Origin of the sequence: Pseudomonas sp. DG56-2 (assembly GCF_004803755.1) — a bacterium.
GTDB classification, from domain to species: domain Bacteria; phylum Pseudomonadota; class Gammaproteobacteria; order Pseudomonadales; family Pseudomonadaceae; genus Aquipseudomonas; species Aquipseudomonas auratipiscis.
Genome location: NZ_CP032311.1, coordinates 1,608,614 through 1,626,417 on the forward strand (window position 1 = coordinate 1,608,614; position 17,804 = coordinate 1,626,417).

A 17,804-nucleotide genomic window follows, 5' to 3' on the forward strand; every position below is an offset into this window, starting at 1 on the left:
AGCCGATCAGCCCCGGCAACTGGCACGTTCTGTCACACATTCAGCAATGCCGTTGACCTAGCATCTATCTTGAGGAATCGCTGTGGACTCTCGTTTGAATTCGTTCCTGGAGCGCGCCGAAACCGTGCTGGCCCGCCTTGAACCGCTATTGCCCGCACTGCGCCAGCAGATCGACTGGAGTCAGTGCCTGGCCGCACGCTGGCAGCGTGACGGTCGCAGTGGCTACTTGCTGCCGCTGGACGTCAATCTCGACATGCGCCTGTCTGACCTTATCGGTGTGGATCAACAACGGGAGCAACTGGGACGCAACACGCGCCAGTTCCTTGATGGCATGCCCGCCAACCATGCGCTGCTCTGGGGGGCGCGCGGCACCGGCAAGTCGTCGCTGGTGCGTGCTTTGTTGGCTGAGCATGCCAAGGCAGGCTTGCGCCTGATTGAAATCGAGCGCGATAACCTGGCAGACCTGCCGCGCGTAGTCGAGCAATTGAGCAAGGTGCCCCAGCGTTTTGTGCTGTTTTGCGACGACCTCTCGTTCGAGGCCGGGGAGGGCGACTACCGGGTGCTCAAGAGTGTCCTCGATGGCTCGCTGGAACAGGCGCCTGACAACGTGCTGTTGTACGCAACCTCGAACCGTCGGCACCTGGTGCCGGAAAAACAGAGTGATAACGAAAACTGGAAAATGATCGACGGTGAACTGCACCCCAACGAGGCGGTGGAGGACAAGATCGCCTTGTCCGACCGTTTTGGACTGTGGTTGTCGTTCTATCCCTTCACCCAGGAACACTTTCTCAATGTTGTCGAGCACTGGATCGGCCAACTGGCTGCCAGTGCCGGGCTGACTTGGCAGCGAAGTGAAGAGCTGGACATTCTCGCCGTGCGCTGGGCAACCAGTCGCGGTAACCGTAACGGCCGTTGTGCCTATCAGTTCGCTCGCTACTGGGTTGGACTGCAATTGTTGGAGCAGAAAAGATGATCGACCTCAACGCCTCTGGCGCAGGTCTGGAAGGCTATGGCTTGCTGGCTGCGCAGCTGGAAGCCTTGTTTGCCGATGAGCGTGATTTCATTGCCAATGCCGCGCAGTTTTCGGCTTTTCTCTACAGTCAAGTTGAAGACTTGAACTGGGCAGGCTTTTACCTCAACCGCAACGAAGAGCTGGTGCTGGGGCCGTTCCAGGGCCAGGTTGCCTGCGTGCGTATCCCGTTTGGTCGAGGTGTGTGCGGCGCGGCGGCGGCCAGTCGGGAAACCCAGCGCGTTGAAGATGTGCATGCGTTCCCCGGGCATATTGCCTGCGACAGCGCATCGAACAGCGAACTGGTGATTCCGTTGGTAAAGGAAGGGCGCTTGATTGGCGTGCTGGACTTGGACAGCCCCAGGCTTGCGCGTTTCGGCACAGCGGATCAGGCGGGGTTGGAGCGCTTGGCGGCGATCTTCCTGCGCCTGACCGATTGCTGAAGTAGGCCTCTGCAGTGGGAGCAGGCGTGCCTGGCAATTGGCATTCCGGCTCCCGCGCAGCCATCAGTCGTAGATGACTTTTTTCTTCCAGTCTTCAGTTGTATCGGTCTTCAGGCCTTCAGTCAGCTCGTTGACTTCGTCTTCGGCAGGTTCAAGCTGGCTCAGGACCTGGGCATTCGCCCGGGCTAGCAGTTTTTCCATGTACTCGAGTTGCTCGCGGTACACCGCCGGGTCCTGTTGCTTGCGCAGGTACTGAACGCCGCGTTCGAAGGCCAGGCGCGCATGCCCAGGCTGGTTCTGCTGCAGGGCTTGTTGGCCCAGGTTATTGAAAAACTCGATATGCAACAGCACCAGAATGTGGCGTATTTCCTTGACCCAGTACTTGGCTTCGTTGGTGGGCAGAAAACCTTCCTGAGCTGCACGGGTGATCTGGTTGTGCATACCTTCTAAAAGAAAGCGTACATCCTTGGCCCGCGCTTCGGTCTGGATAGGGGCCGGCGGATTGTTCACCGGCAGCGATTCACCTTGTGCGATCAGGCCTTCCAGTTCGGCGATGCGCGCGCGGATATCGCGGCTGTTTTTATCCAGGGCCAGCTGGCGCTGGTTGATGTTCAGTTCGAGGCGGGTCAACAGCAGTTTCAATGCCGGGCTCATCAACTGGCCGGGAAAGGTTTCGGTGATCTCGCCACAGCGGCGCAAGCGGTCGGCCAGTTCTATTTTCAGCCGGGCACGCTCAAGCTTGTTGTTCTCGACTACATTGTTGAGGTAGCCGATCACGATCAATAACGCGATCCCCGCAACTATAAGCAGGGTGATCATAAGTGGTGTCACCGTTAACGCCTCATACAGGATGATTTACCATTCGAGTGTAGTGGCTTCGCTTTTGGGCGGATAGAGCTGTTTGGCGGGTGTTGGGGGTGCAGTGATGGCATTTTGTATATAAACCACCGTAGGGCTTGGGTTTCCGCCCTGGCGGGGTGCCAAAAAATAAACGTCAAGGTCCAGGCGTGCCGATGCCGACGAAGCCTTGAGAGGCGCAGGGAAGTCATTGATTTAAATAAATTTATACATAGGGGTTGACGGGTTGGCAAAGCATCCCTAGAATGCGCGCCACTTGCAGCGTAAAGCGAACAGCGAAACGCGGCGGGGAGTGAATGTTGTAGTGTGTCCCCTTCGTCTAGTGGCCTAGGACACCGCCCTTTCACGGCGGTAACAGGGGTTCGAGTCCCCTAGGGGACGCCATTGCGGGAATAGCTCAGTTGGTAGAGCACGACCTTGCCAAGGTCGGGGTCGCGAGTTCGAGTCTCGTTTCCCGCTCCAGATTCCATCGGTGCAAACCGATCAAAAAAGAGGCCTATGGCCTCTTTTTTTGTGCCTGGAATTTCTTACCAGCAAACGTGCGTATCGGAAATCTCGACCGACGCACCTGTCATTTCTATCAGTATCCAAAGTTCCCTCTAGCAGTTTCAATGAGCATCAGTGGCTATCAACCATTGTTCATGTTCTGTATCGCCTGGGGATTTTTAATGGGTAAGTCGTCAACACTTCATCTCGCCTTGTTTACTGATGAGAATCTTCCGATCCCTCGGGTTCCGGCGGTCGTCAAAGATGAAGCAGGGAACGATAATCCAGAGGGGATCGTCGCTCGTTCCGCGCTCGATCTGCCGTTGGAGGTAGTGGTGCCGGAATGGGACTTCTCGACCAGGCCTGGCGTTGCTGATGTGCTTGAGCTTGGCTGGCGCCCGGAAGGTGCTGCTTTTTACCCCATTGACAGCCAAACGCTGATGCCCCCAATCGCGCCGGGGGACAAGGCGTTGCATGTTCCCGCAAATCTACTGCTACAGGGTAGCTTCTCGCTGTCCTACCGGGTTACGCGACTCGGCAATACTACCGATTCTTTTATCAAACGCATCACTGTGGATCGGTTGCCTCCCAATGAAAATCAAAGGCCCTCGGCTGCGCAATTTCCGGACGACTTGGTCGGCGTTATTACCGATGATTATCTGATTGAGCACGGAGAGGTTGTTGCCAGGGTTCCGCCCTACCTTGGCCTGCAGGCCTTGGATCGGGCGGTGTTCTATTGGTCTGAGCTCGATCCTTTACCCGATGACACGGTTGAGTTGGGTGCGCGCACATTCACTCAGGCGGATATCGATGCCAAGTATTTGCCTTTGCCTGTAGCCGAAGAGGCGGTGCGTGCGGGCGGTGCCGGTAGGCGGTTTCTCTCCTATCGGTTATATGATTTGGCGGGGAATGAGAGCCCACTTTCCTACGTCGCGCCGATTCAGGTCGATCTGGTTCCAGCGCCATCCAATTTGCCGGCGCCACGGGTTCCATTGTCGGTGCGGGGGTTCATCGACCGTCAGCATGCGCGAGACGGGGCCGACGGCCAGGGGGGCGTGACCGTCGAAATTGATGCTTATGATAATGCGCTACCCAATCACTTTGTGGTGCTGTCATGGGGTAGTCAGGAGCTTCTCGAGTTCCCAGTTGACCCGAGTGCTTTTCCGTTGGTCGTCTATGTGCCGTGGAGGAAGCTGATCGGCGACGGCTTGGGTCCTGACAGGGTGCAGGTCAGCTATAGAATTCGCTATGGGGCTTCGTATTCACAACCTTCTCCCAGCACCTTGGTGTCGTTCGATTTCACCATCGCCGGACAAGACCATGCCAATGCCCCGGCATTGCTGAATCCGACGCTGGCCCTGGTCGAGGTCCGAGGTGTGTTAGGACGCCCCAATCAACTCACCGCTCAAGATGAAGGGCTCGATGCGCACGTGTTGCTGACCTTGTTCGAGGATCCGCAGCCAGGGGAGTACCTCGAAGTGTTTTGGGGGGCGGTAGTGGAGCCAGCAGCGCGTTACGACGTCCAGCCTGGCGACGTTGCGGGCAAGCAGTTGGACTTGCTTGTGCCCTGGCGCATTGTCGAGCAGGACAAGAATAACGTCGCCCTGCCGGTTTATTACGTCACCAATAACGGAGTTAACCAGCAGCAGGCATTAGCCACCGCTGTTTCGGTGGTTATCGTACCGATCGTGGGCCTGCCGACTCCGGTGTTTCCCCATGCCGATCTTCATGGTTACCTCAATTGCGGTACGGTCCCGGCGTTATGGACGGGGGTCACCATTCATGTGGCCGGCGATGAAAATTTCGCCCAAGGCGATCTCGTCGAAGTGACCTGGCAAGGTTTTAAAAGCCTGGGAGGCAACGGGCCCATCCCCAGCACACAGCTGGTTATTTCACGGGTGTTGAGTTTGGGCGATGCCAAGGACGGTTTTGACGTCGTGGTCCTGCCTTACAGCACGCATATCGAACCGCTGATCGATAATGCTTCGGCGACGGCCAGTTATAACTTGATTAAAGCAGACGGTGGATTTGGACGGTCAGCACGTGAGTTGGTGAGCGTTACTCGCAAAATGCCCAGCGGCGACATTTGTGGCCCCGACAAAGACCGGTAAATAACGATTGGGATGCTGTCGACCATCGTTTAAGTAAGACCCTACAGTTTTCATATTAAAACATGACGTCGCTCGCTATGTCGTGACGTCTTTCGGCTGCACTTATCAATGAAGAGGTTGGCGATATGGGCAAGAATGAAAATATAACTGCACAACAGGCTCGCATCCACAGTCGGGCGTTGAGGATGAACACATTCGCTAATTTGGATGATCCGATATTCAATACGGCAAACCCCCTGTTAGCTGATACGAGTGATGATGCGCCTAACCAGCTTCATACAGATTATCAAGGGAAGGATCTGAAAATCGATATCCCTCAATTCGAGCAGGGAGGAAATGGCAGGCCGGGTAATATTACTTTGCATTGGCAGGGGGACCCCATCGGTACACCGTACGCGTTCACAACACCTATTACAAACTTCCCAGTGACGATGGTACTTCCTGCTTCTGCCACTCGCACGGAAGGCTCATTCCTGTTGCACTATGTTGTCAATATTCGAGGCAATATCAGTCAGTCGGCACCCATGACAATTAATATTGACAAGACGGCGCCCAACAATAACGTCGGCGGTGCGCCTGTATCATTGCCCGCGGAGGTCGAGGCGAGTGGAATTACCCGGGCGTACTTGGATGCCAATGGTGGAAAAGTACTTGTAACGGTAGATGGCGGCTATGTGGATGCCAAGATCGGCGATGTAGTCGAGGTGTGGTACGGCCCTTCGATTCCCCTGGCCAGTAAGGTCGGCGAGGTTACCCGGGCAAATCTTGCCGATCCGATAACCTTTGATCTGCTTGAGTCAATGCTTGGGGAGGAGGGGGAGAAGTCACTCTTTTACAAACTCGTGGATCGCAAGGGAAATGCGGGTCCAAATTCTGAATACAAGAGGTTCAATGTCGAGCTTACTGCACCGCCTGCTGGATTGGCCCCACCGACGGTTCCGTTGGCAAGTGATGGGTTGATTGATTATGCCGATGTTGTCGATGGTGTGCGGGTCAACATCGCCCCCTACAGCAATTGGTTTTCCAGGGATTTGGTCATTGTCACCTTCGACGGTATCGATCACGCACCTCAGCAGATGCCACAGAGTGGTGCCAGTATTCTGCTTCCGTATTCGTTGGTGTTCGGAGGGAATCTGGGGGAAAAAGCGTCGTCAGTCACCTACCGCATTACTCGCGGGGGCAACTCGTTCGACGGTCCGGGCAGTGCTGATTTCAAGGTGGATCTGCGCACCCCAGGGCCGGATCCTGTCGATCCTCCGGCAGTGGTGCATCCTGGTTTGAACCTCCCGTCGGTCAAAGGGGCGGTATCTCCCGAAGGTCAATTAAAAGCAGCTGATCGCGACCAGGACGTGGAGGTAACAATCCTCATCTATGACGCGCCTGCCAAAGGCGAGTATGTACAACTCTACTGGAACGGCGAGGTAGTGCCGGGTGCCCGTTATGAGGTTCAGGGCGACGAAGCCCCGACTTTTCAGATTCCCTTCGACCTACCTTGGGACATTATCGATGCAGCGGGTAATGGTGACATCCCTGCCCACTACATCGTAGGCCACGCGCTCAACGATAACGTATTGAGTTCTGCTGCGAGGGTTGTCAACGTCGAAGGCGTGCCTATTGTCTTGCCGCAACCCAGTTTCCAGAACCTTGACCTGTCGTTCCCACCCGAGGAAATTCTCAACTGCCCATCATTACGCGTCGAGGCCGGTGCCTTGGTGGCGGAAATCGCCGTTCCCAGTGATGATCGGCTGGCTGGTAATGAAATGACATTTTTATATCAAGGTTGGTCGGATGAGTCGGGTACAGTGCCTATCGATGGGACGGACGATTCTTTCACCTATACACCGTCAGCTGAGGAGGCTGCGAGTGGCTTCACGGTCACATTGCCATATGAGACTGCTTTGAAGGAAACCCGCCAGGCTTACGGCAGCATTCATTACACCGTGGCTCTCGGCGGAGTGACTGTCGACTCTCCTAAGCACTTGGTTATTATCGAGCTGCTGCGCCCCGGTGGTTTCTACTGTGAAATTCCCGCCTCACGATCACGCCCCTAGTTCCAAGTAGGTTGATACGAAAAAGGGAAGCATTTGATGCTTCCCTTTTTTTATTGCCGTTCGCGGGCGAGTTAAAAGCTGTACCGCAAACCTATGTTTACGCCATAAGGCTGCTCAATATGCTCGCCATTGGCGTACTCCAGGTCGAGGTGTACCTGTAGACCGTTATTCAATCCCAAAGCCAACCCGGCCCCGAGCTCGCCACGTGAGCCGGACAAGTCATTGTTGAAGCGATTGTTGTTGACCTTCACTGTGTTGCCTTTGGCGAACTCATGCGCCCAGGCACCCCGTAGGTAGGGTTGCAGTTTGCCGCCATTGGCAAGTTCGAACGTACGGCCGGCGGTCATCCCCGCTTTGCCGAGCAACGAATGAGTGCGCTCGCCGTCGGCTTCGAGGCCGTTGTCCAGGTTAATGTCCTTACCTTCAATGGTCACCGCCGACCATTGCGTGAAAGGTTCGATGAAATAGCCGTCGGACAGTTGCACGTGGCGTCCGAGCTCCAGCGACATGCCGGTCGCGAAGTTGTCGTAATCGCCTTTGCTGTGGGTGCCATCATTGATCGCCACCTTGGCGCGGTTCTGGAAGCGATTGAGCTTGATCAGCCCGTCGAAGTAGTAGCCGGAGTCGGCATCCAGCCAGGTGGTGTATGCACCAATGTAGTAGCTGTCGATGCTGCCAGAGGTGCCTTCGTTGAGGTCCAGATCCGACTTGCTGTAGCCAACCAGCCCCCCCGCTAGCCATTGCCCGTCACCCCAGGGTAGGCGCCCATCGGCACCCAACGATAGACCATGCTGATTCTGCTGATAACCGGTACCGCTGGCATCGGCGACGTTGTATTTATTGCCGTAGCTACGCATCCACAAGCCGGGCTGCCCCCCGTTGAAGCGCAACTCTCCCATACGACTACGCAGGGAAGTCAGCTCGCCATACCAGACCGTTGGGGCGGTATTGAACAAGGCCATCACCGTGCGGGTACCCGGGCTAACAGTGCGCTTTTCCGGATCGAGGTACCAGTCGGTGCCACCAGCACCGTTGGCCGCGGACGACAGTTCGTACGCCCAGGCGCCGACCGCTACGGGTCTGCCGTTAGCCAGGCTGAAGTTTGCATCGCCTGCGTCGGTGCGAACAACGGTCAACTGCTCAGGAGCAAGAGGGTCTGTACCGGAGTCGGTGATCTGCAACTGATGGCTGCCTGTCGCCTGACCGACATTGAGCACATCATGCTCATTGGTGCTGAAATCCACATTCATCGCGAACACCCCAGCGCCGCTGAGGGTGGCGACGTCGAGGGTGTAGAAGTTCTTGCCTGAACCCATATTTACCAGGCCGCCGTTCATCGTCAAGGTGCCCAGCTGAGTTGTTTCTGTCATGTTGAAACTTGACTGATCGCTAATGCTCAGTTGTTCGACATTCACCAATCGACCGGTGAAGGCCGACTGATTTTCGAGCGACAGTGACCCGGTACTGCCGGCCTCCACTTCGAAGTTACCGTTCCAGCGCGTTTGATCCAGTGCAAGGTTGGCAGTGCTGTTGCCATTGACCTGAACATCGCTACTCAGATCACTGCGGCGAAGAGCGACTGTGGCGGTGGAGGCATCGCGGACCAGCAGCGCTACGTTGTCTTGGCCGACTAGCTTGGTACCGTTGTGTATTTCGATCGTGGCATTGACGCCTTCTTCGATCAACAGTGCAGGACCTGTACGGCCAGTGACCTCAGCGTTATCCAGTACCAGCGTTGGCGACGTGAGATTTTCAGGGTCGCTTGCCAGCAGGATACCGCTGACATCTCCACTGATTTGGCTGCCGACCGCGATCACTTCTCCACCAAGAATGTTGATGCCACTGCTGCCGAGGTCGCGGCCGGTAATTGACGTATTGCTCAATTGCAGGGTGCTGCCCCCCGTGACCTGTGCCCCAACAAAACCGCCAACGATGTTGCTGTCGTTTACCGTTACCTGGGAGCCTGTGGTGGAACCGATCTGGCGATTTACCGACAAGCCGGATGAGTCGGCGCTGATATTGGCGTTATTCACCGTGGCCGTGCTGTTGGTCACGCTTAATCCATCGAATACCCCGCCTGCGATGGCTCCGCCATTGAACTCGAGGGTGGAGCCCGAGTTGATGCTCAGGGTTCGGGTGGTCGCACCATTGACGGTCAAGGAGCTGCTGTTGAGTACGGTATAGCCATCCACAGGAGTCGACTCATCGATGACCAGGTCGTCGCCATTGTCGATAACGGCTGCGCTGGCCAATGACGTAACGAGGAACAACGGTATAAAAATAAATAGCGCTGATTTGATTGGGAAGGGCGGTGCTAATGAGCTGTTACTTGGCATAGTCATAATCCTGTTGGCTGCAGTCGGAGGCAGAGCGGAGTGGAACTATTTAATCGATCCTTGTCAGAAAGGTCTGTAGGAAAACTCATCAAACAGTGCGCTCACAATCACCGCAAAAGGCACGTAGGTCATGCGCTACTTTGAGTCGGGCGTAATAGCAAGTGTCGAAGTTTCCCACTGCTTTGCCTACCTGTTAATTTTGTCAGTAGACACATGTTTTGGAATGAACTACAGGTTGCGTAGTTTCTACAGGCACCTAACAAAAATGCCAGTTGGAACTAGTCCTCTTCAGGTATTCAATGACGCTAACTGACTGATCGAGGAAGGGCCCATGCCATCGTTATTCGAAGATAGTGAATCAAACACGGAACAAAGTTCGCCGATGTTGGCGGCGCCTCGATTATTGGTCGAGCTGGAAGTTCCAGGTAAGACCGGGCCGGTTCCGAGTGGTGAGTGGGGCATCAATATAGCTGCCGCGCGCGAGAACTTTCCGCGCGAGGGGCTGCAGGTCTACGTTCCAGCCTGGCCGCAGATGGGGCGAGGCGATAGTGTCGCTGTGCTGTTGGCAGGCACTGAGATCACGCGTAAAACCGTTGGCGCGGATGAGGTCGGTGCGCGGCAAACGCTGTTCATTCCGTCCAATCGGATTACCGATGGTCGTACGACCATCAATTATCGGGTCACGCGTGTGGGCCAAGTGCCGGAGGATTCTGCCGTGACCGAGGTACTGGTCAAGCTCGACCGCCCGGGCGGGCAAGACCAGAACGGCAGTTTGCCAGGCCATTCTGAATTGAAGCTGAGCTTACCGGCGCAGATCATCAAGGATGGTGTTGACAAGGAGGCCGCCGCCAAAGGGGTAGTGGCCACGATTGAACCTTACCCCTTCATGGCCGAATACGATGAGATTCGACTGACGTGGGGTGGCCAGTTCGTCTTTCATACTGTCACCGAGAGTGAGGTGGGTAGTGCCATTGAAATAACGGTGGACGAAACGACCATTCTGGCAGCGGGGGACTCAGGTAATGACGGCCTGGCAGTCGCGTTCGAAATCTATGATCTGGTGGACAACAAGTCTGAAGATTGGAGCGCCGAAATTCGGGTGGTCGTAGACACTGGCAATTCGAGGTTGAATGCCGGGATCGTTAAGGAAGCCAGAAACAACACGTTGGACCTCGACGCGCTGGGCCTTGCGCCAGTGACACTCCAGGTGATTGCCCTGCCTCCCGATTTTGAGCACGGCGATGAAATCATTGTCACGTTGGCGGGCACTACTGCCGAGGGTGTCGCGGTCGACATCGACTATCCGCCGCAGGCCATCGACAACCTGCCGCATGTCTATGAAATCGCAGTCGCCAATAGCGACGTGCGACGCTTGGCCAAGACTCAAGGTGCTTTCAAGTACAGGCTAGTGAAGTCGGACGGGTCGGTGCAACACGCCAGGGGGCAATTCGTAACCATTGTTGGTGAACCAACGCAACTGGCCGCACCGATTGCCAAAGATGCCGAACAGGGCAGTCTGGACCCCCTGTTGCCATTCACGACCATTGAAGTGCCTTGGGACGAGTCCATGGCCGCGGGCCAGGTCCTCAATCTGCAATGGTACGGCACCAGGCCAGATGACAGCGTGTACTTCCCGGAACTAATGCCTCACGACATAACCAACGGTGAAGCGAGCGCCAAGCTGCCCATCGAGTTTCATGTCGAAGGCAAGCACCTACAAGCCATCGAGGGCGGTGGGCTCGAGCTTTATTATGAACTTATCAACGATCAGGGAACAGTGCGAAAGTCACTGACTACGGCCCGATTCAATATCGGTCAGCCCAGAGCTGAATTGCCAGCGCCGATTGTCAAAGATGCCACCGGCGATGTACTTGATCCAGGAAACTTGCCACCAAACGGCACCACTTTATATGTGAAGTCTTATACCGGCATTGCCATTGGCGACACGTTGTATTTCTCCTGGCAGGGATCCGCGACCGGCAACGATGAAGATTCAATCAGAATCAACGCCAATAACATAGGTCGTTCCGAATTTGCTTTGGCGATCTCGCTGGATAAGGTCAAGGACAACCAGGGTGGCACCGTCAAGGCTTCGTATTGGGTGCAGCGCGCCGATGGGCGTGTCAGCAACTCCGATGTACTGAGGCTGCACATTGGAGAGCGACAGGTGCAATTGCCGGCGCCAGCGGTCGCTGAAGCAGATGCTGAGGGGGTGATCGACCCTGGTGGTGTACCTGGTGGTGCAACGGTAGTGATCGCCAGCGCAGCTGAGCTGGCGGTAGGCGACAGCGTCAGGGTTGTGCTCAGTGGGAAAGTTGCAGATGAACAGACGCATCGGGTGACTGAGGTGGGTGAGCAGCATTTCAATTTGCCCTATGCAGTAGTCAAAGCCAATGAGAACAGCAGCATTGAATTGCAGTATCACGTGCAGCGTGGCGGTAGAGAAGTTGAGGAATCTTCACCGATTGCCGTGTTTGATATACGCGTCAAGGTTGGGAAGGGGCGGTTGAAAGTCTTGGGCGCTCGGCGCAACCGCAGCAATTGCCATTCACATACCTCTCCTAGTTATCTGCATGCCTTCGATGCCGAGACCAACCTTCCGCTGCAGGCCGAGTGGAAATACACCACGGATGAGCGGTGGACGCTGTCCACTCGTTGGCGGGACACCGAACCGCAGTTGTTGCTGCAAGTGCGTACCGCTGATGACCAGGTGATGGTCAACCCTGCCAATGTTTTTGGTAATGGCGATATTAATAGCACTTCGCCGGGTGAGTCTGCTTTCGTCGCGCTTCGAGATGACGGTAGTCTCCGTGCTTGGGGGCATCCCGATACCGGTGGTGTTGTTCCAGACCATGTTAAAGAGCTTAGCGACTTCGTTGAAGTCAGTTGCTCTGCCCGCGCTTGTGCCGCACGGCGGGTCGAAGGGACTGTAGTGGCTTGGGGACGTGGGAGTTTTGGGGGCGATATGGGCAGTATTTCGCCCACCGGTTTTATCCAGACGGTTGCCTCAGGTATGGCAATCGCGGGCTTGAAACGTTCAGGGGTAAGGGCTTGGGCGGGCGACAACATCGGTTGGGGCGCAACTGTGCCTGATGATATTGCTAATCGGGACGACATCATCAAGCTGGTAGGAGGGGGAGGAGGTACGTTTGCTGGATTGCTTGGCGATGGGCGTTTGGTTGCCTGGGGGCTATGGGATTCAGGAGGAGTGGTCCCGGGTGAAGTCGCCGCACTGAATAATTTCGTTGACGTTAAAGCTAATCGCTTCGCCATTGCTGCGTTGCGTGGTAATGGCGAACTATTTACGTGGGGGAACTCCTTTGGGGGATCGCCTGGGGAAGTACCAACCGACATCGTCGAACTTTGCTGTGGTAATCAGGCGGCGTTTGTGGCGAAGCGGGCAAGCGGGCACTTATTGGTCTGGGGCTACAGTGGCTTTGCTGGGCGCTTACCGGGCAACATTGCTTCCATGACAGACATTGTCGATGTAGCTGCTACCACCCGTGCTTTTGCGGCTGTACGGGCTGGCGGCAGGGTGGTTGCCTGGGGCGATCATGCGGAGGGCACAGTGTCACCGGAGGTGGCCAATATAAGCGATGCCGTCCAAATAACGGGTTCCATGAGCGCCTTCGCCGTATTACGCCGTAACGGAACAGTGTTGGCTTGGGGCGAACCCAGATCAGGTGCTGATATCGGACCGGTCCGTAGTGAACTTGTCAATGTACAGGCCGTATATAGCAATGCCGGGGGGTTTGTGGCCTTGACATCCGATGGAAGGGTGGTGGCCTGGGGTTCAAAAATAGGCGGTGGGGATAACTCGGCTCATCGACACGAATTGGATGGGTTCGTTTCCTATTATGCATCGCCGACAACCCGGGGTCGGGCTCTGAGCGCTCAGCGAGCTATCGGCACGGCAATGCTCAAAACTGTTTCGGCTAAGTAATTCAAGCCGAGTCAGGCCATCTCGCTGCTTCAGCGCACATCAGTCATGTCAAGAAAGGATTTTCAATGAACACTTTCAGTGCCCGTCTTTTCCCTCTTCGAAGAGGGGATCTGGACGTTCTGGCTCCGCGCCCGTTGTATATCGCCGGCATGATCACGCCGGTCGAGCAGGGTGATGCCGGTGTCAATATTGCTGTTGTTGAAAGCGACCCTGGCGGCGTACTGACGCTTATCGATCCTTATCTGGACATGCAGGTAGGGGACCGGATTACGGTATGGGTCGAAGGTGAGCAAAGGCTTGAGTTGTTCGTGGAACTGGCGGATCTCGGGGAGCGGCTCTTTTTCTATCTACCCAAAGAGTTGTTTCAGCCTGAATGGATGGAGAACATCCATTTCCAACTACTTCGCCGCGGCAGCACTGTGCCTGAGGATTCGGTGCCATTGCGCTTGCGAATCAAGCTCAATCTACCGGCTGGAGTGGATAAGGAACCTCACTTGCCAGGGCATTCCGAGCTACTGCGTCCGCAGGTGCCTCAAGACGTTGTCGACAACGGCGTTGATGCTGAGTGGGCAGCCCAGGGGGTTCCGGTAAGCATCGGAAACTACCCGGATCGGGCTGCCCGCGACACAGTAGTGCTGCGATGGGGAAGTGTGCGACTTGCGCGTCTGATCAGTGAGGCTGAAGCGGCCGGAGACGAGCCGGTGGAAATTCTAGTCGACCAGGCTGCGATATTGGCCGCCGGGGACAGCAATGGGCTGGCGTTGTTCTATGAGGTTTTCGATGAAGTGTGGAACTACTCATCGGACTGGTCGCGTGCGACTGAGCTTAAGGTAGATGCCGGTGCCTGGCGTCTGGATCCGCCCATTATCAAGGAAGCGTTCAATGGGCAGATCGATCTGATTGCTTTGGAAGCGAATCCCGTCACCGTGCAGGTCTGGATGGATGGTGAACCATTCGCCCTCGGCGATACCATCGAGTTCACCTGGATTGGCACGCCAATGATAGGCGTTCCCCTTGTTCATACCGAGTCGGTGGTGGTCAGCAGTTTGCCCTCGGTACTCGAACTCAAAGTCCCCAACGCTGATGTTCGTGCCATTGCTTCCGGCACTGCCGATGCTTCTTATGTGCTGAGAAAAACCACGGGTGAACCACCGCAGTCGTCCAAGCGTGCATTTGCCAGAGTTATTGGAGAGCTGTCACAGCTGCCTGCACCGCTGATCCTGCAAGCTGTAGAAGGCCAGCTCGACAGTCGGCTCGAGTATGCCTGGGTGCAGGTCGGGCCTTATCCAGGCATGTCCAGCGGGGATGTAGTTAACCTAGTATGGCTGGGTACGCGTGCAGATGGCAGCGTCTACTTGCATGAACAGGAGATACTTGTCAGCGAAAACTTGGTTGGCAAGCCCCTGGAAGTGGTGGTGGAGGCGGCGCACATTGCTGAACTGGACAGCGGCACCTTGCAGTTGTTCTACCGAGTTTCCAACGATCAGGCCGTCGTCTATGACGTGCGTGAATCTGCGCGCAGCTACTTTCGGGTGCTCCATTTACGGCAGGAGCTGCCTGCTCCGATCGTGCCGGAGGCTGATGGCGACGTGCTCGACCCAGAGATGGCGGTTCCTAATGGTGTGACGTTGCGCGTCGAATACACTGGCACTCAGGCTGGGGACACACTTACCTATTATTGGCAGAGCATTTACGCCAATGGCACGGCCAGCGATTGGGTGCCCATCACCGAGGCGTCTAAAGAGCGGCCGGTGAGTTTTCGCATACCCGCTTCCTTGATCGAAGTATCGCGTGGCACTGTCATCAATGCCCTGTACTCGCTCAAGCGAGGTGATCAGGTTCAACTCTCCAAGGTGCTCGAACTGTATATCGGTACGCCGATACCTGTTGTTATCAGCGAGGTTGCGGACTCCTGGGGGACGGTGGCCAACGGCGGCATTACAGTCGACACCAAAGTTACGCTGACAGGCACGGCACGAGCGTCTATGGGGGTAGAGCTTTTCGACGAAAGTGAGGCAATAGGTCGAGCGGGCGCTGATGAGCAAGGCGCGTGGAGATTTCCATTCCTGGACCTGGTGCCCCGGCGCTATAACGTCAGGGCCAAAGCGTTGTACGGCGGTGGCGGCGAATCTGAGGTGTGGAGTTTCACGGTAGTGGCTGATATTGCTCCGGTCATCACTCAGGTATTGGATGGCACGGGGGATATTGCCAATGGGGGTTCCACGGTCGATACGGCGGTTACCTTGGTAGGCAATGCCAGCGCGGGTTTGGAGATCGAACTATTCGAAGGTGGCGTTTCCTGGGGCAGGGTGACCGTTGATGAAGAGGGCGACTGGCGACTGCCGAAAACCGCGCTCCAGATTGGAACCTACCGCGTCAAAGCCAAGGCTTGGTACGGAGATCAGCAGGTATCCGAGGAGCGCACTTTTCAGGTGGTGGCAGAGGTTGACCCAACCATTACCCGGGTGACGGACTCCAGGGGGGAGCTGGCCGAGGGGCAGACCACGGTTGATACGCGGGTGACAGTAGCCGGCAAGGCCAGTATCGACCAGGTTGTTGAACTGTTCGACGGCGTGGAGTCGCTCAATACGGCTCCTTCTGATGCTCTCGGTAACTGGACATTGTTGCTCACGGACCTGTCGGTCAAAACCTATGTCATCAAGGCGAAAGCTCGCTACGGCAGTGGCGCAGAATCGAAAGCGCGTACATTTCGTGTAGTCGACTATGTGTTTCCTACCGTCGAAAGTATCAGCGATTCAAAAGGAGAGGTCGCCGACGGCGGTGCGACGACCGATAGCACTGTCAAGCTGGTGGGCAAAGCCAGTGCCAATGAACAGGTCGAAATTTTTGATGGAGCGACGTCTAAAGGTGTTTCACGGGTTGCCAGTGACGGAAGCTGGACGCTGCAGCTGACGGGGTTGACGCAAAAAATCTATAGCATCAGAGCCAAGGCCCTGTATGGCAATGGCGAGGAGTCGGCCCAGAGAACGTTTACCGTTTTTGCTGATATCAAGCCAAGCATTACGAGTGTAAAGGATTCGCGCGGTGAGGTCGCCGAGGCGGGAACCACGGTTGATACCTCGGTCGTTTTATCGGGCAAGGCTAGCCTTGGTCAGAAAGTTGAATTATTCGAAGGAACAAGCTCGCTGGCTACGTTGACGGTGGATGCCAACGGCGACTGGACCTATTCGATAGCGAACTTGGCGCTACGCCAATACCGATTCAAAGTCAGGGCGCTGTACGGCAATGGCCAGGAGTCGAGCAGTCGCACATTCACGGTGGTAGCGGACATCGCACCGACCATCATGAGTGTGAAAGACCACAAAGGCGAAGTGGTTGAGGGCGGTTCTACTTTTGACTCGAGTGTTACCTTGTCTGGTCACGCGAGCATCCAGCAGCGGGTCGAAATATTCGATGGCGAGGTAACGAAGGGAGTCGCGACGGTCAACAGTAGTGGCATCTGGTCTCTGACAATGAGGGGTTTGACGGTCAAACGTTACAGGGTCAAGGCTGTAGCGCTTTATGGAAGTCGCCAGGAGTCTTCTGTGCGTACCTTCGAGGTTCGTCAGGGTGTAACGCCGGTTATCGATCGTGCTCAGGACAGTAAAGGTGCCTCGATTGCCAATGGCGGCCGCACCTATGAAACAACCGTGACCTTATATGGCACCGCACAAGATGGTCAGCAACTACAGATTCTGGATAATGGGGCGCAGAAGCAAACAGTGACAGTTGGCACGAATGGTAGTTGGCAGGCCTCGATGTCAGGTTTGTCTGCCGCGCAGCATGATTTCACCGCCAAGGGCCTTTACGGCGACCAGCCTGTTTCCAACGCTTGGCGAGTAATCGTCGACTCACGTCCACCGTTGCAAATCGATACCAGCGCCATGGTATTGAACGGGGTGATCTACGTACGGGCAGATAACGGCAACGGGCCAAGCTCGCGACCTGCCAATACTTCCCGGCAACGCAGGGCCTCTGGGGGCTCACCGCCGCTCGTTTACTCCTCGAGCAATCCGAACGTAGCCAGTGTAGATAGCAACGGCACCGTGCTATCGCGCGCAAACGGATCGGCAGTCATTACTGTGCGGGACAGCTCGGGGCAGTCCGCAGGTTACAGCGTGACGGTGCAGAATGTGCGCAGGATGAATCTCCTGGCTGCGGCGCAGTACATTGTTGGATGGGACAGTCGTTTGAATTTGGCGCAATTGCGTGAAATCTACAACCAATACGGACCGGGTGGAGGAATTGCCCAGGTCGGTTTCCCGGGCGGCAGGTACTGGGCAATTGACCAACGTTTGATCTGGAATCCGTTTCCTCGAAACCAGGCCGCTTTCAAGGACATGAGTGGCGGCGGTGAGGGGTGGGAGGCGCAGCTTGGGCCGCTCTATCCCGGTATTCGGTTGAGTTGACCGGGTCCAGAAGTCAGCAGGAAGGCAAGGGCAGATGGGAATGGTTTCCTTGCCTTTACTGCTGCGAAGTCATTGATTTAAATAAATTTATATAAAGGAGTTGACGGCCTTTCGCAGCATCCCTAAAATGCGCGCCACTTGCAGCGTAAAGCACTCAG

8 protein-coding genes and 2 tRNA genes are annotated in these 17,804 nt (G+C 55.9%); 8 read left to right on the plus strand and 2 right to left on the minus strand.

Features of this window, described 5'->3' with window-relative positions; all coding sequences use genetic code 11:
* Positions 1-82 precede the first annotated feature (82 nt).
* Together D3Z90_RS07545 and D3Z90_RS07550 are read left to right on the plus strand one after the other, a co-directional pair.
* Positions 83-973 (plus strand): ATP-binding protein, encoded by an 891-nt coding sequence (locus tag D3Z90_RS07545; protein WP_136475153.1) that lies wholly within the window; start codon positions 83-85, stop codon positions 971-973.
* The gene (locus D3Z90_RS07550; RefSeq protein WP_136475154.1) at positions 970-1,452 is read left to right on the plus strand and encodes a GAF domain-containing protein; all 483 of its coding nucleotides are present in this window, start codon (positions 970-972) and stop codon (positions 1,450-1,452) included. The genes D3Z90_RS07545 and D3Z90_RS07550 overlap by 4 nt, the downstream gene beginning before the upstream one ends.
* A 63-nt stretch (positions 1,453-1,515) precedes the next feature.
* Here the strand turns inward: D3Z90_RS07550 and D3Z90_RS07555 are convergent, their stop codons facing one another.
* On the minus strand, positions 1,516-2,283 hold the full coding sequence (locus D3Z90_RS07555) for a hypothetical protein (RefSeq protein WP_136475155.1): 768 nt from the start codon (positions 2,281-2,283) through the stop codon (positions 1,516-1,518).
* Positions 2,284-2,618: 335 nt separating this feature from the next.
* On the opposite strand from D3Z90_RS07555, the gene D3Z90_RS07560 reads away from it, so the two are divergent.
* The 4 genes from D3Z90_RS07560 to D3Z90_RS07575 all read left to right on the plus strand — a co-directional run bounded on the left by D3Z90_RS07560 (position 2,619) and on the right by D3Z90_RS07575 (position 6,958).
* Positions 2,619-2,694: transfer RNA gene (locus D3Z90_RS07560), tRNA-Glu, on the plus strand.
* 2 nt (positions 2,695-2,696) lie between these two features.
* Positions 2,697-2,772 (plus strand) — tRNA-Gly (locus D3Z90_RS07565).
* A 149-nt stretch (positions 2,773-2,921) separates the two neighbouring features.
* Positions 2,922-4,907 (plus strand): hypothetical protein, encoded by a 1,986-nt coding sequence (locus D3Z90_RS07570; protein WP_136475156.1) that lies wholly within the window; start codon positions 2,922-2,924, stop codon positions 4,905-4,907.
* A gap of 125 nt (positions 4,908-5,032) precedes the next feature.
* A complete protein-coding gene (locus D3Z90_RS07575) occupies positions 5,033-6,958 on the plus strand; it encodes a hypothetical protein (RefSeq protein ID WP_136475157.1) in 1,926 nt (641 codons plus the stop codon).
* 71 nt (positions 6,959-7,029) lie between these two features.
* Here D3Z90_RS07575 and D3Z90_RS07580 read toward each other — a convergent pair whose 3' ends face one another.
* The gene (locus D3Z90_RS07580) at positions 7,030-9,210 is read right to left on the minus strand and encodes an autotransporter outer membrane beta-barrel domain-containing protein (RefSeq protein ID WP_256658334.1); all 2,181 of its coding nucleotides are present in this window, start codon (positions 9,208-9,210) and stop codon (positions 7,030-7,032) included.
* Between the two features lie 415 nt (positions 9,211-9,625).
* Here D3Z90_RS07580 and D3Z90_RS07585 point away from each other — a divergent pair, with 415 nt between their 5' ends.
* Complete coding sequence (locus D3Z90_RS07585; RefSeq protein ID WP_136475159.1) at positions 9,626-13,237, plus strand: hypothetical protein; 3,612 nt, start codon at positions 9,626-9,628, stop codon at positions 13,235-13,237.
* 65 nt (positions 13,238-13,302) lie between these two features.
* On the plus strand, positions 13,303-17,646 hold the full coding sequence (locus tag D3Z90_RS07590) for a hypothetical protein (protein ID WP_136475160.1): 4,344 nt from the start codon (positions 13,303-13,305) through the stop codon (positions 17,644-17,646).
* The last annotated feature ends 158 nt before the right edge of the window (positions 17,647-17,804 follow it).

Coding starts and splice junctions, on each gene's coding strand:
- D3Z90_RS07550 (WP_136475154.1), top strand. CDS start 970: ATGATCGACCTCAACGCCTCTGGCGCAGGTCTGGAAGGCTATGGCTTG.
- D3Z90_RS07570 (WP_136475156.1), top strand. CDS start 2,922: ATGAGCATCAGTGGCTATCAACCATTGTTCATGTTCTGTATCGCCTGG.
- D3Z90_RS07575 (WP_136475157.1), top strand. CDS start 5,033: ATGGGCAAGAATGAAAATATAACTGCACAACAGGCTCGCATCCACAGT.
- D3Z90_RS07585 (WP_136475159.1), top strand. CDS start 9,626: ATGCCATCGTTATTCGAAGATAGTGAATCAAACACGGAACAAAGTTCG.
- D3Z90_RS07590 (WP_136475160.1), top strand. CDS start 13,303: ATGAACACTTTCAGTGCCCGTCTTTTCCCTCTTCGAAGAGGGGATCTG.